Below are 25,670 nucleotides of genomic sequence, written 5' to 3' on the forward strand. Positions count from 1 at the left end.
ATCCCGCATGCGGCGCGGGGAGGAATTCCAAGCGGCGATCAAGCGCGGTAAACGCGCCGGTCGCCCCACTCTGGTGGTGCATCTCGTCATTTCGGGGGATGAGACACCGCGGGTGGGTTTCGTGGTGAGCAAGGCGGTCGGTGGCGCCGTCGTCCGCAACAAGGTCAAGCGTCGGCTTCGACACCTGATGCGGGAACGTCTCGAACGGCTGCCGAGAGGTAGCCTGCTTGTGGTACGCGCCAATCCACCGGCCGCGTCAGCGCGATCCGAGCAGCTAGCCGCCGAGCTCGACCTCGCGTTGGATCGACTCCTGAGGCGGCGCGAGTCCTCGATGGATGGACAGAGATGACGGAGCAGCCGCAGGGGATGCCGAGCCTCGCCGCTCGGGCACTGATCCTCCCCATCCGGTTCTATCGGGCGTTCATCGGCCCGATGCTCGGTCCGCGTTGCCGCTTCCACCCGTCGTGCAGCGCATACGGGCTTGAAGCGATCACCGTACACGGAGCATTGCGGGGTACATGGCTGACCGTCCGGCGCATCGGACGGTGCCACCCGTTTCACCCCGGAGGTATAGACCCGGTGCCCCCACGCCCGGTCCGGTCCCACGAATTGCAAGGGAGATAGCTCGGTGGAGCTGTCCTGGCTGAGCTGGCTCTATGAAGCCGTAGCCCACGTCATCACCTGGATCCATACGGGATACAGCACGTTCCTCAACCCGGACGGCGGGCTGACATGGGCGCTGACCATCATCACGCTCACCGTGTGCATGAGGATCCTGATTTTCCCCCTGTTCCTGAAGCAGATGCGCTCGTCGCGGAAGATGCAGGAACTGGCCCCCAAGGTCGCGGAGATCCGTAAGCGCTACAAGAACGACAAGCAGCGCATGAACCAGGAGGTCATGGCGCTGTACCAGGGTGCGGGCGCCAACCCTCTCGGTGGCTGCCTGCCCGTCGTCGCGCAGTTCCCGATCTTCATCTCCATGTTCACGGTGCTGCGGGCGATGGCCGACGGCCGTCCGGTCTACGGCATGACGCAGGAGCTGGTCAACAGCGCCCGGTCCGCGCACATCTTCGGCGCGCCGCTGCCGGCCAGCTTCTTCATGTCCAGCGCGCAGATCGAGGGCTTCGACGCGTCGGTCGTCCAGACGAAGATCGTCCTGGCGGTGTTCGTGGCGATCAGCTCGCTGACCACGTTCCTCACCGTCCGGCAGAGCGTCGGCCGCTCCATGGCCCAGATGCCGGACAACCCCATGGCGCAGCAGCAGAAGATCCTGATGTACATCTCGCCGCTGTTCGCCTTCTTCAGCCTGAACTTCCCGCTCGGCCTGATCCTGTACTGGGTCACCACCAACCTGTGGACGCTCGGCCAGCAGCACTGGTTCTACAGCCGGCACCCCATGCCGCAGTACGACGCCAAGGGCAACGTCGTCCCCGTCGAGCCCAAGCCGGGGCTGATCGCGAAGATCCGTGGCACCACTCCCGAGGAGCAGGCGCCTCCCGCCCCGCCTGAGCCTAAGATCGTCAGGCAGCAGCCCACCCGCCAGCCCCGGAGCAAGCGCACCGGCAGCAAGAAGTCGTGAACATGAAGGAGAGGGCGGCCATGACCGAGGCCGAGCAGGAGAAGGCTCCTGATCTCAACGCGCTCGAGCAGGAGGGCGAGATCGCGGCCGACTACGTCGAGGGCCTTCTCGACATCGCCGACATCGACGGCGACATCGACATGGACGTCGAGGGCGACCGCGCCCTCGTCTCCGTCGTCGGGGTCAAGGGCAACGAGCTCGTCGGGCCCGACGGCGAGGTGCTCGAGGCACTCCAGGAGCTCACCCGCCTGGCCGTCCACCGGCAGACCGGGGAGCGGTCGCGGCTCATGCTGGACATCGCCGGCTACCGCGAGCGCCGCCGCGCCGAGCTGACCAAGCTGGGCAGCGAGGTCGCCAACCAGGTCAAGGAGAAGGGCGAGCCCAAGTCCCTGCGCCCCATGACCCCGTTCGAGCGCAAGATCGTCCACGACGCTGTGGCCGCCGCCGGGCTCCGCAGCGAGTCCGAGGGCGAGGAGCCTCAGCGGTACGTGGTGGTCTTCCCCGCCTGACGCGGCCCGCGTGCACCTGTCCGGCCGCCAGCCCCGACACACGCGGGCTGGCGGCCGTTCGCATGTCCACCCCTGTGCACGGTCTTCGGCCGTTCGTAGGTCCACCGCCGTCCACGGCGTTCGGCCGTTCGTAGGCTCACCCCCGTTCCACAGCCTTCGGCCGTTCGCATGTCCGCGCCTGTCCGGCCCTTGGCCGTTCGAGTGTCCGGCCCTTGCGATATCTGCCGCTGATCGGTTGTCCGCATGTGCCGCGGTTCCCTGTCGTACGGTTGTCCGCCCTTGGCGCGGTCGGCACCCGTGAAGGTGGCTAGCCTTGACTCGACACGGATCGCGACGCGTGCTGCGACGCCATCCAGTCGGTCACCCATCCCGAGAAAGGTCCACCCTCCAGTGAGCGATGAGCTGCCCGCTCCGCCCGGCATGGCACGGGACGTCTTCACCGGCGAGGCATGGGATCGGGCGAACATGTTCGCCGAGCTCCTGGCCGGGCCGGGGGTCGTCCGCGGCCTGCTCGGACCGCGCGAGGTGCCGCGCATCTGGGACCGCCACCTGCTCAACTGCGCCGTCGTGGCCGAGGCCGTGCCGGAGGACGTCAGCCTGGTGGACATCGGCTCCGGCGCCGGACTGCCCGGCCTGGTGCTCGCGATCGTCCGCCAGGACATCCGGGTCACGCTGCTGGAGCCGTTGCTGCGCCGCACGGTCTTCCTGGAGGAGTGCGTCGAGACGCTGAAGCTGCGCAACGTCGAGGTCCTGCGCGGCAGGGCGGAGGAGTTGGCCGGCAAGCGGGTGTTCGACGTGGCCAGCGCCCGCGCCGTCGCGCCGCTGGACCGGTTGCTCAAGTGGGCCATGCCGCTCCTGCGCGAGGGCGGTGAGCTCATCGCCATGAAGGGGGAGCGCGCCGCCGAGGAACTCGCCGAGGCCGAGCCGCAACTCCGAGCCGTCGGAGCCAGGACGGCTGAGCTTGTCACGGTCGGGCGCGGTAAGGTCGAGCCGCCTGCGACACTGGTCCGGGTGGTAGCGGGTCGCGCGCCGGAAAGCACCAGGCGGCGACGGAGGAGGTGACGGTGGTGCCAGTCGCGCCAAGCGGTCTTGGCTGGCCCGACGGTCCTCTGGCCGGAAGTCCCACAGGCGTGGGATGGCCCGAATTGGGCGTGTCGCCGCAGCGAATTCCCGACACCGGCCTACCACGGGTTGAAAGGATGGCCAACGTGACCCAGACCCCACTGAACCCCGGCGATTCCCCATTGGTACGAGAGGCGCTCAGCTCTGTGGTTTCACGTGAAACATCTGCGACCCAGGCGGCCACCCAGGCCGGTGACGCTCCCGGCGGCGCTGAGAGCACCTGGCCCCGGCCGCCCAAGTGCAGAGTGATCGCCGTCGCCAACCAGAAGGGCGGCGTGGGCAAGACGACCACGTCCGTCAACATCGCGGCGGCGCTCTCCATGAACGGCCAGCGCGTCCTGGTCGTCGACCTTGACCCCCAGGGCAACGCCTCCACGGCGCTGGCCACCGAGCATCGCGGCGACGTCCCCGACGTCTACCAGGTGCTGGTGGACGACCTGCCGATGGCCGACATCGTGAAGCAGGTGCCCGACATGCCGGGCCTCTACTGCGCCCCCGCCACCATCGACCTGGCCGGCGCGGAGATCGAGCTGGTCTCCCTGGTGGCCCGCGAGGCGCGGCTGCGCCGCGCGCTCACCGCGTACGAGACCGAGCTGGACTACATCATCATCGACTGCCCGCCGTCGCTCGGCCTGCTCACGGTCAACGCCCTGGTGGCCGCGGAAGAGGTCATGATCCCGATCCAGTGCGAGTACTACGCCCTGGAGGGGCTCGGCCAGCTCCTGCGCAACGTCGACCTGATCAAGGCGCATCTCAACCCCACGCTGCGGCTGTCCACGATCGTCCTCACGATGTACGACGGGCGTACGCGGCTGGCGTCGCAGGTGGCGGAGGAGGTGCGGGCGCACTTCGGTGACACGGTGCTCAACACCGTGATCCCGCGCAGCGTTCGCCTCTCCGAGGCGCCGAGCTACGGCCAGTCGGTCATGACGTACGACCCCGGGTCGAGCGGGGCGATGGCGTACATGGACGCCGCCAGGGAGATCGCCCACCGCGCCGCCACCGTGTAGCTCGCCGCGCTCCCATGCCGTGACCAAGCCTCGCGCTGTAGCCGTTGTCGCGTCGTAGCTGGGGCGCTTGGTGTGCCGGCTTGCGCCATGGCTCGCTCATGGGCGTGGCGGTTGAGGCTCCGCTGTGGTCGATGATCGGGCCGGGTCGCTCTGAAGCGAGCGTCGGAGCCCTCGTTGCGGGCTCGTGGTCACGTGTGCCTGCCTGCCTGCTAGCCCATGGACGGCTCGGTGCATGGGTGCCTGAGGCGCGAGTGCACCTGAGAGGCGCTATGCCTGCGAGGCGCTGCGCCAAGGACGGGCTCGATGGTCGAAGCGAGTGTCCAACCGGTCACCATCCAGGCCGTCATCTCTGGGGGCGTCGTGCCCTGAGCGGGGCTGGCGGGTGTAAATCAGGCGCAACGGCGTGTGGCGAGGACACACCGGGTCGCGTCGGCACCGGTAACCTCTCCTGGAGTGACCGGATTCGGCCGGGTGGAGGAGACGCAGTGAGTCAGCAGCGGCGGGGATTGGGCAAGGGGCTCGGGGCGCTCATCCCGACCGGTCCCATTGTTGACGGCACGGGGACGGCGCCCGGCCCCGCCAACGGTGAGCCCCCCGAGAGCGGTCCCCTGCCGATCGCCGGGGCGTACTTCAAGGAGATCCCCCTTGAGGCCATCGTGCCGAACCCGCGTCAGCCGCGTGACGTCTTCGACGAGGAGCGACTGGACGAGCTGGCAGCCTCCATCAAAGAGGTGGGCCTGCTCCAGCCGATCGTCGTCCGATCCGTCGGCGGGGGCAAGTACGAACTGATCATGGGGGAGCGGCGCTGGCGCGCCAGCAAGCTCGTCGGACTGGACCCGGTCCCGGCGATCGTGCGCAACACCCAGGACGACGAACTCCTCCGTGACGCCCTCATCGAGAACCTCCAGCGCGAGCAGCTCAACCCCCTCGAGGAGGCGGCCGCCTACCGGCAGCTCCTGGACGACTTCCAGGCTACCCACGAACAGCTCGCGCAGAAGGTCGGCCGCTCCCGCTCTCACATCACCAACACCCTGCGCCTGCTCAACCTCCCGCCGGAGGTGCAGCTCCGGGTGGCGGCGGGCACGGTGAGCGCCGGACACGCGAAGGCCCTGCTGAGCCTCGAAAGCGCTGAGGAGCAGATCCGGCTGGCCGACCGGATCGTGGCCGAGTTGCTGTCGGTACGGGCGGTCGAGGAGATCGTGTCGTTCGGCGGCGCCACGGCGGCCCCTGCTGCCAAGGCGACCCGCGAACGCCGTCCCGTCAACAAGCCCACCGCTCCCGGCCTCACCCACCTCGCCGACCGCCTCTCCGACCACTTCGAGACGAAGGTGAAGGTGGACCTCGGACGGCGCAAGGGGCGGATCGTGGTGGAGTTCGCGACGATCGACGACCTGGAGCGCATCATCGGCACGATGGCTCCGGAGGCTTTCCGGGCGATGCGCGAAGCGGGTTCCTGACCACTGTTCCACGTGAAACATGCGTTCGCGGGAACGGCGTGCTGCCGGAGCCGATGTTCCACGTGGAACCAACGCGGGGCGGGCGCCATGTTTCACGTGAAACACGTCTGATCTAAGGACCTCGACGGGACGCTCGTGGGGCGCGACCTCGCCATGGTCGCGGCCGGCCGCGACGCCCTGTGCCATTTCCGGGCCGCTGGCGGCGAGGTGGTCATCACCACCGGCCGGACGGAATGCTCGGCCCGCCGCTACTACGACGAGCTAGACGCCGGCGGGCCGGCGATCCTCTGCAACGGCGCCCGCACGGCCGACCTCGTTCACCGAGGACGTCATGCGTTCCCCGCACCGGCCGGCCGACGCCCGGACGGCCTTGCTCGTTCGTCTCCTATGTTCCACGTGAAACAAGGCAGCGGCGGCCATGTTTCACGTGGAACGCTGAAGCTCCGCCGTCAGGCGCCGACCGCCTTGCGGATGTCGTCCAGGAAGTCGTCCACCTGCTCCGGTGTGGTGTCGAAGGCGGTCATCCAGCGGACCATGCCGGCGTCCTCGTCCCAGTAGTGGAAGAGGTAGCGGCTCTGCAGCGCGGCGGTGGCGTTCTTCGGCAACACGACGAAGGCGGCGTTCCCTTGAGCCGGATGGGCCAGCGACACCCCGGGCAGCCCTTCGAGCCCGGCGACGAGCCGGGCGGTCATCGCGTTGGCGTGAGCGGCGTTGCGCCGCCACAACCCGTCCGTCAGGAGCGCTGAGAGCTGCGCCGAGACGAACCGCATCTTGGAAGCGAGTTGGAGCGACTGCTGCCGAAGGAACGGCACGGCGTGCGCGAGAGACGGGTCCAGGACGACCACCGCCTCGGCCGCCAGCGCGCCGTTCTTGGTGCCGCCGAAGCTGAAGACGTCCACACCGACGTCCGTCGTGAGCGTGCGCAGGTCGCAGTCCAGGTACGCGGCGGCGTTCGCGAGCCGGGCGCCGTCGAGGTGCAGACGCATCCCCGAGTCGTGCGCGGTCTGCGCCAGGGCGGCCAGCTCGTCGGGGGAGTAGCACGTGCCGAGCTCGGCCACCTGGGAGACGGAGACGACGCGGGGCTGCGGCTCGTAGGTGGTTCCCAGCGCGCCGAGGCGGCTCGTGATGTGGTGCGGGCGCAGCTTCCCGTCCTCGGTGGGGACCGTGATGAGCTTGACGCCGAGGAGCCGTTCGGCGGCTCCTGTCTCGTGGGTGGCGATGTGCGCGCTCTCCGGGCAGATGACCGCGTCGTAGCGGCCCAGCATGAGTGAGAGCCCGACGATGTTGGCGCCGGTGCCGTTCAGCACGGCGAAACCCTCGGCCTCGCCGCCGAACACCTCCTTGATCTGGCGCTCGAAACCGGCGGTCCATCGGTCGCCGCCGTACGCGGGGGCGTCGCCGTGGTTGGCGGCCGTCATGGCGTCGAGGACGTCCGGATGCACGCCCGCGTGGTTGTCGCTGGCGAAGCTCTTGGGATAGATGGAATCGATCAGCACACGACCCAGGCTACTGACGTGGGCAGTGGCGTCCTCGGGCTGCCTGTGGAGACACTTTGTGCCGGCCGAGGACGTCGTCGGGCCTACGGCCCAGGTGGGGCTCGGGGATGTCGATTCCAGGGCGGAGCGCCGGGACGGGATTCACGTGGGCAGCGTGGACGGTGGCGCCTGTGGATGGGTTTCAAGGGATTGGGGCGGAGGCGGAGGAAGGGCACGAGGGACTCATCAAGTCGCGCGAAGGCGTAGGCCGGCCCGGAGTCCCGGGGCGTTACCTGAGCGACCGGCGCCGATCCCGGCGTCCCGGAGCAGGACTTCGGTGATCGGCGCCGATACCGGGAGCGCCGGAGCGTGAGAGCATCGGGACGGGTCAGCTCCGGGCGCGCGCGGCCGCTCTGGTGAGGAGGATGCGGCAGAGGTCGCCCAGGTCCTGCCCCGCCGCCTCGGCCGCCATCGGCAGCAGACTCGTCTCCGTCATGCCGGGCGCGACGTTGACCTCCAGGAAGTGCGGCTGTCCGGAGGCGTCCACGATGAGGTCCGTACGGGAGACGTCGCGCAGCCCGAGGGCGGTGTGGGCGGTCACGGCGGTCTCGGCGCACGCCGCCGCGATCTCGGGCGAGAGCCGGGCCGGGGCGAAGAACTCGGTGTGTCCGGCCGTGTAGCGGGCGGCGTAGTCGTAGACCCCCTCGTCCGGGACGATCTCGACCGGCGGCAGCGCCACCGGACCGTGCCCGAGGTCGACGACCGAGACCGCCACCTCGACGCCCTCCACGTACCGTTCGATCAGCGCCGTGTCGCCGTACGCGAAGCAGCCCACCATCGCGGCGGGCAGCTCCTCGGCGGTGCGCACGATCGACGCGCCGAGAGCGGAGCCGCCCTGCGCCGGCTTGACGAACAGGGGCAGGCCGAGCCGCTCCACGATGCGTCCGAGCACGACCGTGGCGCCCAGGTCGTGGAACGTCTCCTTCGGCAGCGTGACCGACTGCGGCGTGTGCAGCCCGACCGACCGGACGACCGCCTTGGCGGTGGGCTTGTCGAAGGCCACCCGGCAGGCGTCGGGGTCGGCGCCGACGTACGGCACGCCGAGCAGTTCCAGCACGGAGCGGATCGCTCCGTCCTCGCCGGCGCCGCCGTGCAGGGTGACGAACACGGCGTCCGGCGGGTCGGCGAGGATGGACGGCACGAGCGACGCGTCGGTGTCGCGGGTCTCCACGTCGATGCCGGCCGCGCGCAGCACCTCGCTCACACGGCGGCCCGAGCGCAGGGACACCTCACGCTCGTACGAGAGGCCCCCGGCCAGCACGAGCACGTGGCCCAGATCGCTCATCACATCTCCTCCGCTGACGGCACGCTGTCCCACCGTACCGGCGCTTGGCGCCCCTGGTGTACGGCGGGCACCGAGCGAGCGCCTGGTGTCGGACGACTTCTGGGCGCGTGCTCCCGGGGGCGCTGCCGGGTGTGGGGCTCTGATCCGTGGTCCAGGGATGACCTCTTGGGGGCACTCGTCCTGCGGTACGGGGTGTCCGGGACATCCGGTGCTGTCTCGCCGCGGTGTGCGGGTGGCGAGGCAGGGGAGGTGCCAGCACGCGCATTCGTGCGTGAGGAGCGCCGTGCCGGTGTGATCGGGTCGCGGTCGGCGGGCGTCCGGCGACGAGATGCGCGCCGTCGGTCCGCGTCCGGTGAGGCGCCCGTACGCACACGGCCGGCATCCCCCGTGGACCAGTACGGCCGGCGTCCACAGCCAGAAGACGCCGGCCGTACGAGGCTTCGCGAAGGACGCGAGAGCCTCAGGCCAGATCAGGCCCGGGCGTCTCGACGCCCGCGTGGCCGCGCGTCGAGCCCGTGCCGAACGTGTCGCGCAGCTGGATCTCCTGCTCGATCACCCCGGCCAGCCGGCGCACGCCCTCCCGGATGCGGTCGGGCTCCGGGTAGCAGTACGACAGCCGCATGTTGCGCGCCCCGCTCCCGTCCGTGAAGAACCCGGTGCCGGGCACGAACGCCACGCGTTCCGCCACCGCGCGCGGCAGGATCGCCTTGGAGTCGAGCCCCTCGGGCAGCGACGCCCACACGAAGAAGCCGCCGGCGGGCCGGGTCCAGGTGACCTCCGGCGGCATGAGGCCTTCCAGCGCGTCGAGCAGCGCGTCGCGGCGCTCGCGGTAGAGCTCGCGGAACGACTTGATCTGCTCGCGCCACGGCTGCGTGGCGAGGTACTGGCCCACGGCGAGCTGCGTGAACGACGAGTGCGACAGAACAGCCGACTCCATGGCCAGGACGAGCTTGTCGCGGATGGCGTGCGGCGCGAGCGCCCAGCCCACGCGGAACCCGGGAGCGAGCGTCTTGGAGAACGACCCGAGATAGACCACCCCGTCGGGGTTGTCGGCGCGCAGTGCGCGCATCGGCTCGCCGTCGAAGCCGAGCAACCCGTACGGGTTGTCCTCGACGATGAGCACGCCGGCCCGCTGGCAGATGTCGAGCACCTGCTGGCGGCGCGCCACGTTGAGCGTGACGCCGCCGGGGTTGTGGAACGTCGGGATCGTGTACAGGAACTTGATCGGCGCCCCGGCGGTCTCCAGGGCGTAGATGGTCTGCGCCAGCGACTCGGGCACGATGCCCTGGTCGTCCATGGCGATGTGCACGACCTTGGCCTCGTACGCGGCGAACGTGCCCAGGGCGCCCACGTAGGACGGGCCCTCGGCGAGCACCACGTCGCCCGGGTCGATGAAGATGCGGGTGATCAGGTCGAGCGCCTGCTGCGACCCCACGGTGACGACGACGTCGTCCGCCCCGGCGTTGATCCCCTCCAGCCGCATGACCTCGCAGATCTGCTCGCGCAGGTGCGGGTCGCCCTGGCCGGAGCCGTACTGCAGGGCCACCGGGCCACGCCTGGTGACCAGGTCGGAGACGAGCTCGCCGACCATGTCGAGGGGAAGGGCCGTGACGTACGGCATGCCGCCGGCGAGCGAGACCACCTCGGGCCTCGACGCGACGGCGAAAAGAGCTCGGATCTCGGAGGCGACCATCCCGGTAGCTCGCGCGGCGTACCGGTCGACGTAGGCGTCGATGCGCGACCCATGGATCGCGGGTGTCTGACCGTGATTGAGCTCTTCTGTCACGGTCCACCTCCTCGGTGTCAGATAGACCTGGAACAACAGGTTACGCCAACCGGGCATGTCGCCCGTGACTGGCCTGGACGCAGTGGTACCCGCCGACAGCGTCCCACTGGGCTACGATGCCAGCTGGGGACGCGGTTTTCGCGGGCTTTTCCGGGTCAACGATTGGGGCCGTAGTTGTCGCGCCGGCTGGTCAATATCACCCTGGACAATCTGGACGATCTGCCGCGCCGTTGCAGGCGGTGCGTGTTCTGGGAGCTCGACCCCCTGAGCGGAGAGCGCGCGGTCGACTCGGGTGATCCGGGGCTGGAGAAGGAAGCGTGGATCTCCGCCACCCTGCTCGAATGGGGCAGCTGCGGAAAGATCGTCTATGTCGACGGGGTGCCCGCCGGATTCGTCCTGTACAGCCCGCCGCTCTACACCCCGCGCTCCGTGGCGTTCCCGACCTCGCCGGTCAGCGCCGACGCGGTGCTGCTCATGACGGCGCACATCATCCCCGAGTTCTCGGGCGGCGGCCTGGGGCGGATGCTCATCCAGGGCATGGCGAAGGACCTCACCCGGCGGGGCGTCAAGGCCATCGAGGCGTTCGGCGACCTGAAGTGGGAGGAGCCGAGCTGTGTGGTGCCGGCTGACTACCTGCTTTCGGTGGGGTTCAAGACGGTACGCCCGCATCTGCGGTTCCCGCGGCTGCGGCTGGAGCTGAAGACCGCCGTGTCGTGGCGCGAGGACGTCGAGGTGGCCCTGGAGCGTCTCCTCGGCTCCATGAGCCCGGAACGGGCTCTTCGCCCCGTGTGAGCCTCTTCTGGCCCCGCCTGAGTCCATCTGGTGCTGTTGGCCGGTATCCCTCCGTGAAACGGCGAAAGGCCCCCCGCGTGATGCGGAGGGCCTTGCGCGTGAGAAACGCGGAGCCTCGTGACGAGACCCGGACGGAGCCGGGGCTCAGATGATGCCGTCGAGCTCGCGCAGCAGCATCGCCTTCGGCTTGGCGCCGATGATCTGCTTGACCACCTCGCCGCCCTTGAAGACGTTCATGGTCGGGATCTGCAGCACGCCGTACTCGCGCGGCACGTTGGGGTTCTCGTCGATGTTGAGCTTGACGATCTCCAGCTTGTCGCCGTGCTCCTTGGCGATCTCCTCGAGGATGGGCGCGACCTGACGGCACGGGCCGCACCACTCGGCCCAGAAGTCGACCAGAACGGGCTTGTCGCTCTTGAGGACCTCGGCCGCGAACGTGGCGTCGGTTACTGCCTTCACGATGGCGCTCCTAACTTTCGTGTGCGGCCAGCCAGCGCTCGGAGTCCAGGGACGCCGAGCAGCCGGTGCCGGCCGCGGTGATGGCCTGACGGTAGGTGTGGTCGACGACGTCACCGGCGGCGAACACGCCGTCGACGTTCGTCGCGGTGCTGGGGGAGGCGACCTTGATGTAGCCCTCGTCGTCGAGGTCGATCTGGCCCTTGACCAGGTCGGTGCGCGGGTCGTGGCCGATCGCGACGAACAGCGCGTCGGTCGCGAGCTCGCACTCCTCGCCGGTCTTGACGTTGCGCAGCTTCACGGCCTCGACCCGGGACTCGCCGAGGACGTCGACGACCTCGCTGTCCCAGACGAAGCGGATCTTGTCGTTGGCGAACGCCCGCTCCTGCATGATCTTGCTGGCGCGGAGCTCGTCGCGGCGGTGGACGACCGTGACCATGCGACCGAACCGGGTCAGGAACGTGGCCTCCTCCATCGCGGTGTCACCACCGCCGACGACCACGATGTCCTTGTTGCGGAAGAAGAAGCCGTCACAGGTGGCGCACCAGGAGACGCCGCGGCCGGACAGCCGCTTCTCGTTCTCCAGACCCAGCTCGCGGTAGCCGGAGCCCATCGCCAGGATGACCGACTTCGCGTAGTAGGTATCGGTGTAGGTCTTGACCACCTTGGGGTTGGCCTCCAGGTCGACCTCGACCACGTCGTCGGCCACCAGCTCGGCGCCGAACCGCTCGGCCTGCTTGCGCAGGTTGTCCATCAGGTCGGGACCCATGATGCCGTCCGGGAACCCCGGGAAGTTCTCCACGTCGGTGGTGTTCATCAGGGCGCCGCCGGCGGTGACGGAGCCCTCGAAGACCAGCGGCTTGAGCTCGGCGCGCGCGGAGTAGACGGCCGCGGTGTAGCCAGCGGGCCCGGACCCGATGATGATCACGTTACGAACGTCGCTCAACGCTCCCACGCCTTCCTCGTCTGTTTTTGCCAGTGGCGTCAACAGATCCTAGGCCGCGGAGATTCCCGCCCCTACCCGCGACGCCGGGTCCAAACGAAAGAGCCCGCCGAAGCGGGCTCTGACGCGTTCTCACGATCGAAAGGTCACCAGCGGCCGAGTCTCGGCTTGCGCAGGTTCTTGCAGTGGTACGGGTCCACGACGTCGAGGCGGACCCGCTTGGCGGCCTCGTCCTTCCAGGACGCCACGATCACCGCCTCCTGGCCGTTGTACTGCCCCTGGTCGACGGCGAAGACCTTCAGCCTGGTCCGGTCGGCGACCCGGTCGACGCAGCTGGCGACCGTGTTGGTCTCGGGGCCGGCCACGATCGGCGCCGGTCCGAGGAAGCGCTCCAGGGGCTGCCGCAGCTCCTCGTCGCTGTAGTTGTGGTCGCTCTGCGTCAGCGCGTACGGCCTCGGCTTCAACTGCGGCTGCCGGCTCGGCGAGGAGGGCTGTGGCTGGGCCGCCACCTGCCCGCTGACGCCCGTTCCGCCGTCGCCGCCCGCGACGAGGAGGTTGCCGGAGACCACGACACCGCCCACGACGGCGGCGGCCGCCGCGGCGACCGCGGGCAGGGCCCACCGGCGCCGGCGGGCGACGCGGCGCCGGGCCGGGACGATGGTCCCGTCGTCGGCGACCACACCGAGCCGCACGGGCTCCTCGGCCTGGACAGGCTCGGCCGGGACGGTCTCCGGAGCGATCCGGGCGGCGGGCATGAGGCGGGCCGGCTCGCTCACCTCGGCCGGTCGCTGCCACGGGGCGTCCCGCATGAGCTCGTCCCAGTCGGGGGCCTCGGCGAGGTCCACCCCTCCGCGTCGCTGCTCGGCCTCGGCGGCGAGCGCCTTGTCGATGCGCAGTGCGACACCCATCGGCATGGCCGGTGTCGGTGTCGCCGCGAGCACCTCGCGAACCGCCGCCAGGTCGGCCAGGAGCTCCCCACAGGGGTCGCATACCGCGAGATGGTCGCGGACCTGGCAGGCCGTGCCGGCGTCCAGGAGACCCTCTGCCAGCTCGGCGAGGACCTCCAGATCGTAGTGCGTATCACCCGTCACGAAGTTCTGCTCCCTTCGCGGATGAGACGCGACTGAGGTTCGATCGGTTCCGCAGATGCGAAAGAATTGGGGCAAGTTTCGCCCGGCCGCGCGCGCACCGGCTCTTGACCGTGCCGCTGGGCACATCCAGCACCTGAGCTGCGTCTTCGACCGAATAACCCATCATGTCGACGAGCACGAGGGCCGCCCGTTGGTCGGGCGGCAGCAGTTTCAGCGCGGCCGAAACCTCCATGGACACCTCCCGCTCGACCGTCTGGTCGGGCATGGGCGTCTCACGCTCGGCGGCCTCGATGAGCTCGTCGTCGGCCACCGGGCGGATGGACTTGCGGCGCATCCGGTCGAGGCAGGCGTTGACGACGATGCGGTGGAGCCAGGTGGTGACGGCCGCCTCGCCGCGGAACGAGCCCGCCTTGCGATAGGCGGACACGAACGCGTCCTGCACGGCGTCGGCCGCCTCGTCGGGGTCGCCCAGCGTGCGCAGGGCGACGGCCCACATGCGGTCACGGTGCCTCTTGACGATCTCGCTGAACGCGTGTGGATCCCCGTCGATGTGCGCGGACAGCAGCTCGGCGTCGCTGATCGCCGGCCGCTCCGCTGATGAAGGTGTCTCGGGTGGGGAGTTCACAAGAGGGATTCCTGGTTATGCCGATCCGGGGGAATGGACCACTACCTCATAGATGGTGCCATGAAAGCCGCCCGCGTCTGCAGGAAGACGAGTAAACCAGATCAAAACGTACTGACCGGTGGCGGCCTGATCGGGCTTGAGGGTGATCTTCCCGGACGCGCCCTTCTGCTTGGTGACCGTCTTGAGGGCCGAGAGCTCCGGCGCGTCACCCACCTTGAGCTCCACGCTCGCGCCGCCCGCGCCGGACAGCGTGGCCACCACGTCACTGATCTGCACCGGCTTGCCCATGTCGAGCAGCAGGCCGACGCCCTCCTTGAGATTGCCCAGGTCGGCGGTGTTGTAGTTGTCGGTCTTCCAGAACGTGCTGGGCTTGCCGTCGAGCGTCAGCTCCGCGCCGGTGTTCTCCTCCTTGTCGCCCAAGGGGTCGAACGCGATCGCCTTCTTCGGCTTGACCGCCTGGGGCGCCGCCGTGGCGGACGGCGAGGCCGCCGTCGGGGTGCCCTGCGCCCCCGGGTCGCCCTTGCCACTGCCGAGGCTGCGGCCGATCGTCCACGCTCCGACGCCGACCGCGACGATGACGAGCAGCACCACGACGGTCATCAGCGCCCGGTTGACCACGCCGCCGCCCTGCCGGGCACCGTGCTGCGGCACGGTCAGGTGCTGGATCGGCGGCTGGGGCCGCGGGGGACGTACGTCGGTGCCGAGACCCTCGGACGGCGAGGTGGCCGTCACCGAGGGCGGGGAGGACGGGTAGTCGATCGGGATCGGCATCGGCCGGGCGACGCCGGCCAGCGCCTCGGCCACGTCGGCCGGGCTGGTCAGCGCGCCGTGGCCCTTGCGCGACTCGGGCAGGCACGCCTTGACCGTGACCGTGTCGAGGTAGCTCGGCACGCCCGCGGTCACCTGGCGGGGCGTGCAGAAGTGGCCGTCGGTCATGGGGGCGGGCGGCAGGCCGCCCTCCTCCTCGTCACCCGGCCAGTGGCCGGTCAGCCCGGCGTAGAGCAGCCGGCCGAGACCCTCGGCGTCGTCCAGCGCGGGCTGGTCGGTGGTCAGCCCGGACAGGGCCGCGTCGACCGCGACACCGAGCACCTTGACGGTGTTGCCGGTGGTCCACACCAGGTGGGACGGGCGCAGGCACAGGTGGTACAGGCCGGCCTCGTGGGCGTGCGTGAGGGCCTCGGCCGCCTCGGCCACCAGCCCGGCCGCCCGCTCGGGGTCGAGCGGGCCGCCCGCCACCAGGTCGGCCAGGGTCTCGCCGGTCACCCACTCGCTGACGACGTAGGAGTAGTCCTCCTCCTCGGCGGCGTCGAACACCTGCGTCAGCCGGGGGTCGGTGAGCCGGCTGGCGGCCCGGGCGGCGGTGACGACCTCGTGGACGCGCGGGAAGTCGGGGGAGAAGGTGTGGACGGCGACGGGGCGGGCGAGGATCTCGTCGATCGCCTTCCACAGGGTGGCGCCGTCGGCTTCGCTCACCCGGTCCTCCAGCCGGAAGCGTTCGGCGAGACGGGTGCCGGGTTCGACCGCCGACGTGCTCACTGACTCACTCCGCTCGGCTGATCGTGCGCGTTCATGACTCGACTGGCCCGCGTGGTGGTGTCCCACGTAGGCACGCTATGCCGGGTGGATCCGCCCACGCCCCTCCTGCTTCCATTCGCGCGTGTGGGCACCATGGTAGTGCCGCGCCGGTTCCGCCCGTGTTCCTTACCGTCCCAGCCGTCCGGCAACCATACCGACGATCGAGTTGACCTCCGGGATGCGCATCCGGTGGGCCACGGCGAGGTACAGCAGCATGCCCACACCGCCGCCGACCACCAGGATGATCACCGAGGTCAGGAAGGTCAACCCGCCGAAGGCGATCTGCACGAGCCACACCACGGCCAGCGCCAGCACCGCCGTGGGCAGGGCCGCGAGGTACATGCGGGTCATCGACATGCCGATCTGCCAGCCGCCGAGCCCCTGGACCCGCCGGGAGGCCAGCCACCAGGCGACGACCGCCCCGAGAGCGTACGCGACGGCGTAGGCGAAGGCCAGTCCCATCACCGTGTAGGCATAGGGCAGCACCTGGTAGAGGATCCACATGAACAGCGCGTTGAGCACGGTCGTGGCCGCGCCGACGTAGACCGGGGTGCGGGTGTCACCGAAGCTGTAGAAGACGCGCAGCAGGAGCTGGAAGACCGCGAACGGCACCAGTCCCAGGCCGTACACCTGGAGGACGTTGCCGATGTAGACGGCGTACTCCACCGGCGTGGCGCCGTGGGCGTAGATCGGCACGGTGATCGCCGGGCCGAGCACCATCAGCAGCAGCGACACCGGAACCATGATCGACCCGATGAGCCGCACGCTGGAGCCGAACTCGGCGCGCACGTCGCCGAAGCGGCCCTCGCTCACCGCGCGGCTCATGCGCGGCAGGGCCGCGGTGATCACCGAGACGCCGATGACGCCGTACGGGAGCTGGAAGAGCTGGAAGGCGAAGGTGTAGGGGGTGATGCCGTGTCCGTCCACGGCGTCACCGGCCTGGCTGGCCAGGTTGGTGGTCAGCATGAAGCCGAGCTGGGTGACCACCACGTAGCCGATGGTCCAGATCCCCGCCCGGCCCATCTCGCCGAGCCGGGCGTTGCGCACGTCGAAGCGCGGCGTGAAGGTGAACCCGGCCCGGCGCAGCGCCAGGATCAGCACGACCGCCTGGGCCACGATGCCCGCGGTGGTGCCGAGGCCGAGCAGGGCGAGCTGCCCGTCGGTGACCTGGGCGAGGTCCTTGCCCGCGTCGCCGAACACCGTGAGGTAGCCGACCAGCACGCCGATGACGACGACGTTGTTGAGCACCGGGGCCCACATGGGCGCGGCGAACCGGTCGCGGGTGTTGAGGATGGCGCCCGCCACCGCGCCGATGCCGAAGAAGGCCAGCTGCGGCAGGATGAACCGCGCCAGCGTGACGGCGACGTCGAACTTGCGGCCGGTCCAGCCCGTCGTGTAGAGGTCGATGAGCAGCGGCGCGGCCAGCACGGCCAGTAAGGCGACGACGGCCAGCGCGACCGTGGCGATGGTCAGCAGGCGCTGCTCGTAGGCCCGCCCGCCGTCGGGGTCCTCCTTCTGCGCCCGCACGATCATGGGCACGACCACGCTGCTCAGCACGCCGAGCAGCAGCAGGTCGAGGATGCTGTACGGGATGGCGTAGGCCGCGTTGTAGGCGTCGCCCATGGCGGCGGTGCCGATCGCCGTGGCCAGCGCCATGGTACGCACGAAGCCCGTGACCCTCGACACCATGGTGCCCGCGGCCATGATGGCGCTGGCCCGCAGCATGCGGCTCATGTGGCCTCACTCTCCCGACTCTTGGCGGCCCGTTCGAGCCGTCGCTGCGATCTGCGCCTGAGGACCCGCGTCACGACCGCGGCGAGCATGACCGTCAGCGCCGCGCCGACGATCACCAGGGCGATGCCGGTGTAGCCGGTGGTCCGGATGATCAGCTTCACCGGCTTGCCGTACGGCTGCCCGTCGGAGGTGCGGAGCTGGACGGTCACGGCCGAGTCGCCGCTGACGCCGGACCCCGCCGTCATCGGGACCTGCAGGGTGCCGCTCTGGCCGTTGCCGCCGATCACCAGCCTGCGGGACGGCTGGGGGCCGATCCGCAGCAGCTTGGGGTTGTTGGAGGTGACCTCGACGTCGACCGTGACCTCGACCGGCAGCGAGTTCTTGACGCTGACGGGCACGACGCCGTCGGAGCCGGCCAGCGTGCGCGGCCGGTCGGGGTCGGCCCCGGTGATCGTGATCATGTCCATCCGGGCATCCACGGCGTCCTTGACCAGCTCGGCCGCGGCCCGCCCGGCCCGGGTCTGGTTGCGCCAGGCGGAGGACGTCAGCCGCAGCACGGCCGCGTCGAAGGCGGACGGCGGCTTGTCGGTGGTGATGAGCGAGGTGAGCTCGGCCTTCCGCGCGATCTCCTTGACCGGGGTCAGGTACTTGCGGCCGAGCTCCTCCTTGCGGTCCTGGTCGGTGTAGGTGAGGCCGGCGCGCTGGGTCCGCGCCGCGCGGACGGCCGCGCTCTTCGGGGGCTTGACGGAGTCGAGCGGGGTGAGCGACAGCCACGGCAGGCCGTTCGCGGTCTTGAGCAGGGCGTTGACGAGCGTGGGGTTGGGGTCCCACCGGCGGGAGGGGGCGACGACGATCGACCTCGGGGTGGTCTGCCCCGGCTCGGCCGCGATCATCGCGGTCTCGGCGATGAAGCGCTGGCGGCTCAGCAGCGTGGAGCCGGCGCCGCCGCCGGGCTCGAAGAGCCGGCTGAGCACGGGATCGGCGACGAGCGCCGTGACCGGGCCGGCGACGCTGTAGAGCGTGGCGGTGGCGTCGGGCGTGGTGGTGCCGGGTGTGAAGGCCGTCTGCTGGGTGGTCTGACCGGTCTGGGTGGTCTGGGTGACCTGCTGGTCCTGCTGCGGCAGGTTGGCCGAGGTGAGCAGGACCTTGCGGACCTGGGCGACACCCGGCTTGCCGACGGCCAGCAGGTCGAGCGCGTCGGCGTCGAGCAGACCGGACGCCGGCCAGTTGATCGAGGTGGAGACCTCGGGGCGCAGGAGCTGGGCGGCCTTCTGCCCGCCCAGCTCGATCGCCCGGCCCACCTGCGTGTCGAACCCGTGGTGGGCCAGGGCGGCCACGTCGGGGTCGGCGTACGGGGTGGCGACGACGGGGGAGTCGGCCAGGGCGGTGCGCAGGTCGGCCAGCCACTGGGCCGCCGCGGCGTCGGCCGGCTTCTTGACCGTGCCGTCCTTGCCGGCCACGGTGTACGGCTTCGACATGGCGGTGAGGTCGTCGAGCAGCGCCGGGTCGACGAACCAGGTGACGCTCGGCGGCGCGGCCTTGGCGATGCGCAGCAGGTCGGCGAGGCGGCCCTTGCCGGTCAGCGCGGCGCTCAGCTTGTCGTCGGCGAACGTGGCGTCGTCGGGGCGGCGCGGCTGGTCGATGACGCGGTGCGGCTGGTCGATCATCGGCAGGGCGACGGCCAGCTTGTTGCGCACGGTCTTGGGTTGCGGGGGCGCGTACGTGACGAACGTGCGCTGCACGGCCAGGCGCCGCCAGCCGGCCTGCTGCACCTCGATCGCGATCGGATAGACGCCGAAGCGGGGCAGGGCCGGGTGGGCGAGCTGCGCCGGGGTCAGCGTGAACTCCCACGGCGCCGAGGCGCCCGCCGCCACAGCCGCTATGGCCACCTGAGAGGTGGGCGACGCCTGGCCGGGAAGCGTCTGGTCGGTCTGGTCGGCCTGGAACGTCTCCAGAGCGGCCCGGTCGGGCAGCGGCTGCGACGAGTAGCGCAGCCGGACGACCAGGCCGCTCAGGTCGCTGCCGGTGTCGTTGCGCAGCGTTCCGGAGACCTTGATCACATCGGCCGCGCCCTTGGCCCAGTCGGGTGTGATGGAGGACACGGTGAGGACCAGCCCCTGCCGGCTGGCCTGGGCGGTGGACGTCTTCGCGGCAGCCGTGCCCGGCGTCGCCACGCCCACGGGGACGAGCAACGCTGCGGAGACGACGGCGAGCAGCGTGGCCTTACGGATCACGCGTCCGCCCGGGCTGGAGTACGGCGCACGCCCGCAATGGTACGGGCTCAGTGCCGCAGCGCGATCGCCTCACGTGATCCCCTGGGCCGGGGAATCCTGAGGTCCACGGTCTTGCCGGACAGGAGGGACAGCAGGTCGAGGGCGCGCATGCCGACGGCGGTGTGTCGCTCGCCGCTGGCCATGAAGATCGGCTCGGCGTCGCCCGCCAGCCGGTCGTCCACCAGCAGCGGGAGCCGGCGCGGCAGCAGCAGCGGGCACACGAGCCCGGCGGCGTAGTCGGTGGCGGAGTTGACCAGGAACGCGGGGGCGGGCCGCACGTCGCGGGCGCCCAGCAGGGCGCCGACGGCGCCCGGGCGCGGCGGCGCGGCGACCGAGGAGACCACGCCGACGACCTCGCGGCCGAGCCTCCCGGTGACCTCGAACACCGTGACCATGACGCACCTCTCGGGCGCGGCGGAGATCGTCGCGGGCAGCTCCTCCACGCCAGTGATGGGACGCGGAAGGCGTACGATCTCATGATGGACCTGGTGCGCGAGGAGCCAGCGGTGGATCGCGAGGGCGTCCTTCATGAACACGCTCCTTCGGCCTTGGCCCCCGACGGTCCTCTTGACCGACGGTAACCCGGACCTCATGTGGCCCGGGGGATATGTTCCGGAATCGAAGGACCTACCCAGCTTGTCCGACTCAAATCTGACCGACAACCAGCAGCGGGCCATGAGCGACCTGTTCCGTAAGATCTCCCCGGTGGCCGACGACCTGGGCCGCCTGTTCGCCGACCAGGGCCACGAACTGGCCCTGGTGGGCGGCCCCGTGCGCGACATGCTGCTCGGCCGCACCGGCAACGACCTCGACCTCACCACCGACGCCCACCCCGAGCGCGTGCTGTCCCTCGTGCGCGACTGGGCCGACTCGGTGTGGACCATCGGCATCGACTTCGGCACGGTCGGCGTGCGCAAGGGCAGCTGGCTGATCGAGATCACGACGTACCGGAGCGAGTCCTACGACCCCAAGTCCCGCAAGCCCGAGGTCATGTACGGCGAGACGCTGGAGGCCGACCTGGAGCGGCGCGACTTCGCGGTCAACGCGATGGCCGTGCGCCTGCCGGGTCACGAGTTCGTGGACCCGTACGGCGGCCTGGCCGACCTGGCGGCGCGGCGGCTGCGCACGCCGGGCCCGGCCGAGCGGTCCTTCGGCGACGACCCGCTGCGCATGCTGCGTGCCGCGCGCTTCGCCTCCCAGCTCGGCTTCACCGTGGACGACGCCGCCGTCGAGGCGATGACGTCCATGGCCGAGCGCATCGAGATCGTCTCGGCCGAGCGCATCCGCGACGAGCTGGACAAGCTGGTCTGCGGCGCCTACCCCCGCGAGGGCCTGCGGCTGCTCGTCGACACCGGCCTGGCCCAGCACGTGCTGCCCGAGCTGCCCAAGCTGCGCCTGGAGATCGACGAGCACCACCGGCACAAGGACGTCTACGAGCACACGCTGACCGTGCTCGACCAGGCGATCGCCCAGGAGGAGGACGGCCGGCCCGACGGCATCCTGCGCTGGGCGGCGCTCATGCACGACGTCGGCAAGCCCAAGACGCGCCGCCACGAGCCGGGCGGCCGGGTCTCCTTCCACCACCACGAGGTGGTCGGCGCCCAGATGACCAAGAAGCGCATGGCCGAGCTGAGGTTCCCCAAGGACGTCGTGGCCGACGTGTCGCGGCTGGTGGAGCTGCACCTGCGCTTCCACGGCTACGGCACGGGCGAGTGGACCGACAGCGCCGTGCGCCGCTACGTGCGCGACGCCGGTCACCTGCTCACCCGCCTGCACAAGCTCACCCGGGCCGACTGCACGACCCGCAACAAGCGCAAGGCGGCGACCCTCTCGCGCACCTACGACCAGCTGGAGGAGCGCATCGCCCGGCTGGCCGACGAGGAGGAGCTGGCCAAGATCCGGCCGGAGCTCGACGGCAACGACATCCAGCGCGTCCTCGGCGTCGGGCCCGGCCCGATCGTGGGCAGGGCCTACAAGTTCCTGCTGGAGCTGCGTCTGGACAAGGGGGTCATCGGCGCCGAGGCGGCCACCGAGGCGCTGCTGGAGTGGGCCCGCGACAACGGCCTGACCTCCTCCTGACGGATCAGGGCGACGGCGCGGGCACCGGGGGCCGCACGATCAGGCGGTAGACCAGCGCGGCCACCGGGTAGCCCAGCGCGATGATCGCCACGGCGAGGTAGGACCTGCCGTCGGGCGGCAGGATGGCCGCCGACAGCGCCGCGGCGAGCACGTACATGCCGTTGAAGAGCATGTCGTAGATCGAGAAGGACCGCCCCAGGTAGGCGTCCTCGACGTCGCGCTGCACGGCCGTGTCGGCGCAGATCTTGACGCTCTGCCCCGCGATGCCCAGCACGAAGCCGGCCACCGGGAGCCCCCACTCCTGGAACGGCAGGATCAGCGCCCCCGAGACCAGGCCCGCCGCGGCCAGGGCCATCGGCACCCACCGCTCCAGCGTGAACCGCTCGGTGGCCCACGGCGTCAGGACGATGGCCAGGGTGTAGCCGACGCCGGAGGTGGCGACCACCACGCCGATGCCGCGCAGGGCAGCCTCGGCGTCGCCGTCGGTGAAGTAGTAGCGGTACAGGATGATGCCGAGCGCGGTCGCCATGCCGTACAGGAACCGGTGGGCGGCCATCGCGCCCATCGTGGCGGCGGCCCTGCGGTGGCGCACCAGGTGCCGCGCGCCGTCCACGAGGCCCGCGACCACGTTGCGGACCGCCTCGCGCGTCTGCGGCCGGTCGGGGTCGTAGGAGGGGCCGAGCAGCGAGCGCTCCATCGTGCGCGCGATCAGCGCGCTCAGCCCGAACACCACGCCCGAGATGACGAGCAGCAGCGCCGTGCCGTACGCGCCGCCGCCGAACACCTCGCGCAGCAGGAAGCCCACGCCGGCGCCCACGAACGTCAGGGCGGTGCCGGAGGTCGGGGTGACGGCGTTGGCCGCCATCAGCCGCTCGGGCGGCACCACGTGCGGCAGTGACGCGCCGAGCGCGGCCATGAAGAACCGGTTGACCCCGAGCACGCCGAGCGCCGCGGCGTAGAACATCGACTCGGGCACGCCGGCCACCAGGAGCGCCGCGGCGGCGAGGAGCAGCGTGCCGCGCACCATCGGCGCGATCACCAGGATCTGCCGCCGCGACCAGCGGTCGATGAAGACGCCCACGAAGGGCCCCAGCACGCTGTACGGCAGGAACAGCACGGCCATGCCGGCGGCCACGGCCAGCGCGGTGGTCTGCTTCTCGGGGCTGAAGAAGGCGAATCCCGTGACCGCGAACTGGAAGATCCCGTCGGAGAACTGGGAGACCAGCCGGGTGCCGAACAGCCGGCGGAAGTCCCGGCCCTTCAGGACTATCCGCAGATCGGCGACGAACGACACGCAGCCAGCCTAGTCCCGATCCGGACTTTCCCGGGCGCGTGAGTTGGCGCCGCAGGTGGGGGAACCCGTCCGGAACACGCACATGATCACGTACGCTTCGTAGCGTGACGACTGATGAACTGGTGGTGCTGGTCGACGACGAGGGCCGCGCCGTCGGCACCGCGCCCAAGCTGTCGGTGCACGGCCGGCAGACCCCGCTCCACCTGGCTTTCTCCAGCTACGTCTTCGACGGCGACGGCCGCGTGCTGCTGACCAGGCGCGCCGACCACAAGCTGACCTGGCCCGGCGTGTGGACCAACAGCTGCTGCGGCCACCCGCTGCCGGGCGAGCCGCTCGACCACGCCGTCGCCCGCCGGCTGTCCTACGAGCTGGGCCTGGCCGTCGAGCGCGCCGACCTGGTGCTGCCCACGTTCGCCTACCGGGCCGTCATGGGCAACGGCATCGTCGAGCACGAGCTGTGCCCCGTCTACCGGGTCACGGCCGAGACGCCGGCGGTGCTCAACCCGGAGGAGGTGGGCGACACGCGGTGGATGCCGTGGGAGGAGTTCGCCGCGCGCGTGCTGAAGGGGGAGCTGGCCATCTCGCCGTGGTGCGCCGAGCAGGTGCCGCTCCTGGTCGAGCTCGGCCCCGATCCGATGGCCTGGCCCACGGCCGCCGAGACCGACCTGCCGCCCGCGGCTCAGGTCGCGGCGGGCTGACGCCCCCGGCCCGTGGGCGGTCGTGACGGCGGCCGGCCCGTACAAGCCGACCGCCGTGGTCAGAGGCTTATCTGTCGACCTCGCCGCGGATGAACTTCTCGACGTACTCGCGCGCCTCGTCGTCGGAGTACTGCTCGGGCGGCGACTTCATGAAGTACGACGACGCGCTGAGGATCGGGCCGGCGATGCCCCGGTCGAGGGCGATCTTGGCCGCGCGCACCGCGTCGATGATGATGCCGGCCGAGTTGGGCGAGTCCCACACCTCGAGCTTGTACTCCAGGTTGAGCGGGGTGTCGCCGAACGAGCGGCCCTCCAGGCGGATGTAGGCCCACTTGCGGTCGTCGAGCCACGGCACGTGGTCCGACGGGCCGATGTGCACGTCGGCCTTGCGCATCTCGTGCGGGATCTGCGAGGTGACCGACTGGGTCTTGGAGATCTTCTTCGACTGGAGCCGCTTGCGCTCCAGCATGTTCATGAAGTCCATGTTGCCGCCGAAGTTGAGCTGGTACGTGCGCAGCAGCTCGACCCCGCGGTCCTCGAACAGCTTGGCCAGGACGCGGTGCGTGATGGTGGCGCCGACCTGCGACTTGATGTCGTCGCCGACGATCGGCACACCGGCCTGCGTGAACTTCTCGGCCCACTCGGGGTCGGAGGCGATGAAGACCGGCAGCGCGTTGACGAAGGCGACCTTGGCGTCGAGCGCGCACTGCGCGTAGAACCGGTCGGCCTCCTCGGAGCCCACGGGCAGGTAGGACACCAGGACGTCGACCTGGTTGTCGCGGAGCACCTGGACGACGTCCACGGGCTCCTCGTCCGACTCCTCGATGATCTCCCGGTAGTACTCGCCCAGGCCATCGAAGGTGTGGCCGCGCTGGACGACCACCCCCGTCGGGGGCACGTCCGTGATCTTGATCGTGTTGTTCTCGCTGGCGACGATCGCCTCGGACAGGTCGCGGCCGACCTTCTTGGCGTCCACGTCGAAGGCGGCGACGAACTCGACGTCGCCCACGTGGTAGTCGCCGAACTTCACGTGCATCAGGCCAGGCACCCGGACGGCCGGGTCGGCGTCCTTGTAGTAGTGGACGCCCTGGACCAGTGACGCAGCGCAGTTGCCGACACCGACAATGGCCACGCGAACCGAACCCATCGCACTCGCTCCCTTACTCATCAGTTGACGTGGTATCTCTCTCGGGCTCTTGCGATGCCCGTCTCTCCGTCGCGATCAGCTCGTTCAGCCAACGCACCTCGCGTTCGACCGATTCGAGACCATGACGCTGCAGCTCCAGCGTGTAGCTGTCGAGGCGCTCCCTGGTGCGTGCCAGGGCGGTGCGCACGCTGTCCAGTCGTTCCTCCAGACGGCTGCGGCGGCCTTCGAGGATGCGCAGGCGCACCTCGGCCTCCGTGTGCCTGAAGAAGGCGAAGTGGACGCCGAAGCTCTCGTCCTCCCAGGCCGACGGACCGGCCTGGGTGAGCAGCTCGTGCAGCCGCTCCTTCCCCTCGGCCGTCAGCTTGTAGACGATCTTCGATCGGCCGCCCACGATCGTGGCCGGAGCCGGCTGCTCCTCGGCGATGAGGCCCTGGGCGAGCAGCGATCGCAGGCAGGGGTAGAGCGACCCGTAGGAGAACGCACGGAACATCCCCAGCAGAGCGTTGAGCCGTTTGCGCAGCTCGTAGCCGTGGAGCGGGGTCTCGTGCAGCGACCCGAGCACGGCCAGCTCCAGCACTCTGCCTTGTCCGCCGGCCACCGGAACCGCCTCCTCTCGCGTCGATGTATCTAGTCGATACATCATGAGGATACGTCGGTTCGCTATATCGCGGCAACGAGCG

At 70.3% G+C, this 25,670-nt stretch carries 24 protein-coding genes and 1 pseudogene; 11 read left to right on the top strand and 14 right to left on the bottom strand.

The window, feature by feature from the left end; all coding sequences use genetic code 11:
- The first annotated feature begins 7 nt into the window (after positions 1–7).
- The 8 genes and pseudogenes from rnpA to HT134_RS48190 form a co-directional block, all read left to right on the top strand.
- Positions 8–349, top strand: coding sequence for a ribonuclease P protein component (gene rnpA, locus HT134_RS31170; RefSeq protein WP_217708581.1), 342 nt, complete (start codon positions 8–10; stop codon positions 347–349).
- A 17-nt stretch (positions 350–366) separates the two neighbouring features.
- A complete protein-coding gene (gene yidD / locus HT134_RS31175; RefSeq protein ID WP_175604195.1) occupies positions 367–624 on the top strand; it encodes a membrane protein insertion efficiency factor YidD in 258 nt (85 codons plus the stop codon).
- Between the two features lie 4 nt (positions 625–628).
- A complete protein-coding gene (gene yidC / locus HT134_RS31180) occupies positions 629–1,579 on the top strand; it encodes a membrane protein insertase YidC (RefSeq protein ID WP_175604044.1) in 951 nt (316 codons plus the stop codon).
- 2 nt (positions 1,580–1,581) lie between these two features.
- Entirely contained in the window at positions 1,582–2,088 is a 507-nt protein-coding gene (locus HT134_RS31185; RefSeq protein ID WP_376768127.1) for a Jag family protein, read from the top strand.
- Between the two features lie 420 nt (positions 2,089–2,508).
- Positions 2,509–3,150: a 16S rRNA (guanine(527)-N(7))-methyltransferase RsmG gene (gene rsmG / locus HT134_RS31190; RefSeq protein WP_217708612.1), complete on the top strand. Its 642-nt coding sequence runs from the start codon at positions 2,509–2,511 to the stop codon at positions 3,148–3,150.
- Positions 3,151–3,287: 137 nt separating this feature from the next.
- Positions 3,288–4,220 (top strand): ParA family protein, encoded by a 933-nt coding sequence (locus HT134_RS31195; protein WP_217708583.1) that lies wholly within the window; start codon positions 3,288–3,290, stop codon positions 4,218–4,220.
- Between the two features lie 485 nt (positions 4,221–4,705).
- Complete coding sequence (locus HT134_RS31200; RefSeq protein WP_175604047.1) at positions 4,706–5,677, top strand: ParB/RepB/Spo0J family partition protein; 972 nt, start codon at positions 4,706–4,708, stop codon at positions 5,675–5,677.
- A gap of 129 nt (positions 5,678–5,806) precedes the next feature.
- Positions 5,807–6,235, top strand: a pseudogene (locus HT134_RS48190) (HAD family hydrolase); the annotation flags it as partial.
- Here HT134_RS48190 and HT134_RS31210 read toward each other — a convergent pair.
- From HT134_RS31210 to HT134_RS31220, 3 genes are all read right to left on the bottom strand, one after another.
- Positions 6,127–7,173, bottom strand: a complete 1,047-nt coding sequence (locus HT134_RS31210) for a threonine aldolase family protein (protein WP_175604049.1) — start codon at positions 7,171–7,173, stop codon at positions 6,127–6,129. The pseudogene HT134_RS48190 and the gene HT134_RS31210 overlap by 109 nt on opposite strands.
- Before the next feature lie 367 nt (positions 7,174–7,540).
- Positions 7,541–8,497 (bottom strand): D-alanine--D-alanine ligase family protein, encoded by a 957-nt coding sequence (locus HT134_RS31215; RefSeq protein ID WP_175604050.1) that lies wholly within the window; start codon positions 8,495–8,497, stop codon positions 7,541–7,543.
- Positions 8,498–8,957: 460 nt separating this feature from the next.
- Positions 8,958–10,190 (bottom strand): aminotransferase-like domain-containing protein, encoded by a 1,233-nt coding sequence (locus HT134_RS31220; RefSeq protein WP_217708615.1) that lies wholly within the window; start codon positions 10,188–10,190, stop codon positions 8,958–8,960.
- Between the two features lie 336 nt (positions 10,191–10,526).
- On the opposite strand from HT134_RS31220, the gene HT134_RS31225 reads away from it, so the two are divergent.
- Positions 10,527–11,075, top strand: a complete 549-nt coding sequence (locus HT134_RS31225; protein ID WP_425566400.1) for a GNAT family N-acetyltransferase — start codon at positions 10,527–10,529, stop codon at positions 11,073–11,075.
- Between the two features lie 144 nt (positions 11,076–11,219).
- Here the strand turns inward: HT134_RS31225 and trxA are convergent, their stop codons facing one another.
- The 8 genes from trxA to HT134_RS31265 all read right to left on the bottom strand — a co-directional run bounded on the left by trxA (position 11,220) and on the right by HT134_RS31265 (position 20,302).
- Positions 11,220–11,534: a thioredoxin gene (gene trxA / locus HT134_RS31230; protein WP_175590213.1), complete on the bottom strand. Its 315-nt coding sequence runs from the start codon at positions 11,532–11,534 to the stop codon at positions 11,220–11,222.
- Positions 11,535–11,544: 10 nt separating this feature from the next.
- Positions 11,545–12,477 carry a thioredoxin-disulfide reductase gene (gene trxB / locus HT134_RS31235; RefSeq protein WP_175604052.1) on the bottom strand — a complete coding sequence of 311 codons (933 nt, stop codon included), beginning with the start codon at positions 12,475–12,477 and terminating at the stop codon, positions 11,545–11,547.
- Positions 12,478–12,620: 143 nt separating this feature from the next.
- The gene (locus tag HT134_RS31240) at positions 12,621–13,565 is read right to left on the bottom strand and encodes an RsmA family anti-sigma factor (protein ID WP_175604053.1); all 945 of its coding nucleotides are present in this window, start codon (positions 13,563–13,565) and stop codon (positions 12,621–12,623) included.
- Positions 13,555–14,190, bottom strand: coding sequence for an RNA polymerase sigma factor SigM (gene sigM, locus HT134_RS31245; RefSeq protein WP_175604054.1), 636 nt, complete (start codon positions 14,188–14,190; stop codon positions 13,555–13,557). The genes HT134_RS31240 and sigM overlap by 11 nt, the downstream gene beginning before the upstream one ends.
- A gap of 15 nt (positions 14,191–14,205) precedes the next feature.
- On the bottom strand, positions 14,206–15,726 hold the full coding sequence (locus HT134_RS31250; protein WP_175604055.1) for a protein kinase family protein: 1,521 nt from the start codon (positions 15,724–15,726) through the stop codon (positions 14,206–14,208).
- Positions 15,727–15,891: 165 nt separating this feature from the next.
- Positions 15,892–17,499 carry a murein biosynthesis integral membrane protein MurJ gene (gene murJ, locus HT134_RS31255; protein ID WP_246365899.1) on the bottom strand — a complete coding sequence of 536 codons (1,608 nt, stop codon included), beginning with the start codon at positions 17,497–17,499 and terminating at the stop codon, positions 15,892–15,894.
- The gene (locus tag HT134_RS31260) at positions 17,496–19,733 is read right to left on the bottom strand and encodes a DUF6049 family protein (protein WP_175604056.1); all 2,238 of its coding nucleotides are present in this window, start codon (positions 19,731–19,733) and stop codon (positions 17,496–17,498) included. Before HT134_RS31260 ends, murJ begins: the two co-directional genes overlap by 4 nt.
- A gap of 47 nt (positions 19,734–19,780) precedes the next feature.
- A complete protein-coding gene (locus HT134_RS31265) occupies positions 19,781–20,302 on the bottom strand; it encodes an aminoacyl-tRNA deacylase (protein ID WP_175604057.1) in 522 nt (173 codons plus the stop codon).
- A 145-nt stretch (positions 20,303–20,447) separates the two neighbouring features.
- On the opposite strand from HT134_RS31265, the gene HT134_RS31270 reads away from it, so the two are divergent.
- Entirely contained in the window at positions 20,448–21,851 is a 1,404-nt protein-coding gene (locus tag HT134_RS31270; RefSeq protein WP_175604198.1) for a CCA tRNA nucleotidyltransferase, read from the top strand.
- Positions 21,852–21,855: 4 nt separating this feature from the next.
- Here HT134_RS31270 and HT134_RS31275 read toward each other — a convergent pair whose 3' ends face one another.
- Positions 21,856–23,145, bottom strand: coding sequence for an MFS transporter (locus HT134_RS31275; RefSeq protein ID WP_175604058.1), 1,290 nt, complete (start codon positions 23,143–23,145; stop codon positions 21,856–21,858).
- A 104-nt stretch (positions 23,146–23,249) separates the two neighbouring features.
- On the opposite strand from HT134_RS31275, the gene idi reads away from it, so the two are divergent.
- The gene (gene idi / locus HT134_RS31280; RefSeq protein ID WP_175604059.1) at positions 23,250–23,843 is read left to right on the top strand and encodes an isopentenyl-diphosphate Delta-isomerase; all 594 of its coding nucleotides are present in this window, start codon (positions 23,250–23,252) and stop codon (positions 23,841–23,843) included.
- 67 nt (positions 23,844–23,910) lie between these two features.
- On the opposite strand, the gene HT134_RS31285 is transcribed toward idi, so the two are convergent.
- Together HT134_RS31285 and HT134_RS31290 are read right to left on the bottom strand one after the other, a co-directional pair.
- Positions 23,911–24,990, bottom strand: a complete 1,080-nt coding sequence (locus HT134_RS31285) for an inositol-3-phosphate synthase (protein WP_175604060.1) — start codon at positions 24,988–24,990, stop codon at positions 23,911–23,913.
- Positions 24,991–25,003: 13 nt separating this feature from the next.
- Positions 25,004–25,588: a PadR family transcriptional regulator gene (locus tag HT134_RS31290; RefSeq protein ID WP_175604061.1), complete on the bottom strand. Its 585-nt coding sequence runs from the start codon at positions 25,586–25,588 to the stop codon at positions 25,004–25,006.
- Positions 25,589–25,670: the final 82 nt, after the last annotated feature.

Source organism: Nonomuraea rhodomycinica (genome assembly GCF_013363995.1).
In the GTDB taxonomy this organism is placed as follows: Bacteria; Actinomycetota; Actinomycetes; order Streptosporangiales; family Streptosporangiaceae; genus Nonomuraea; species Nonomuraea rhodomycinica.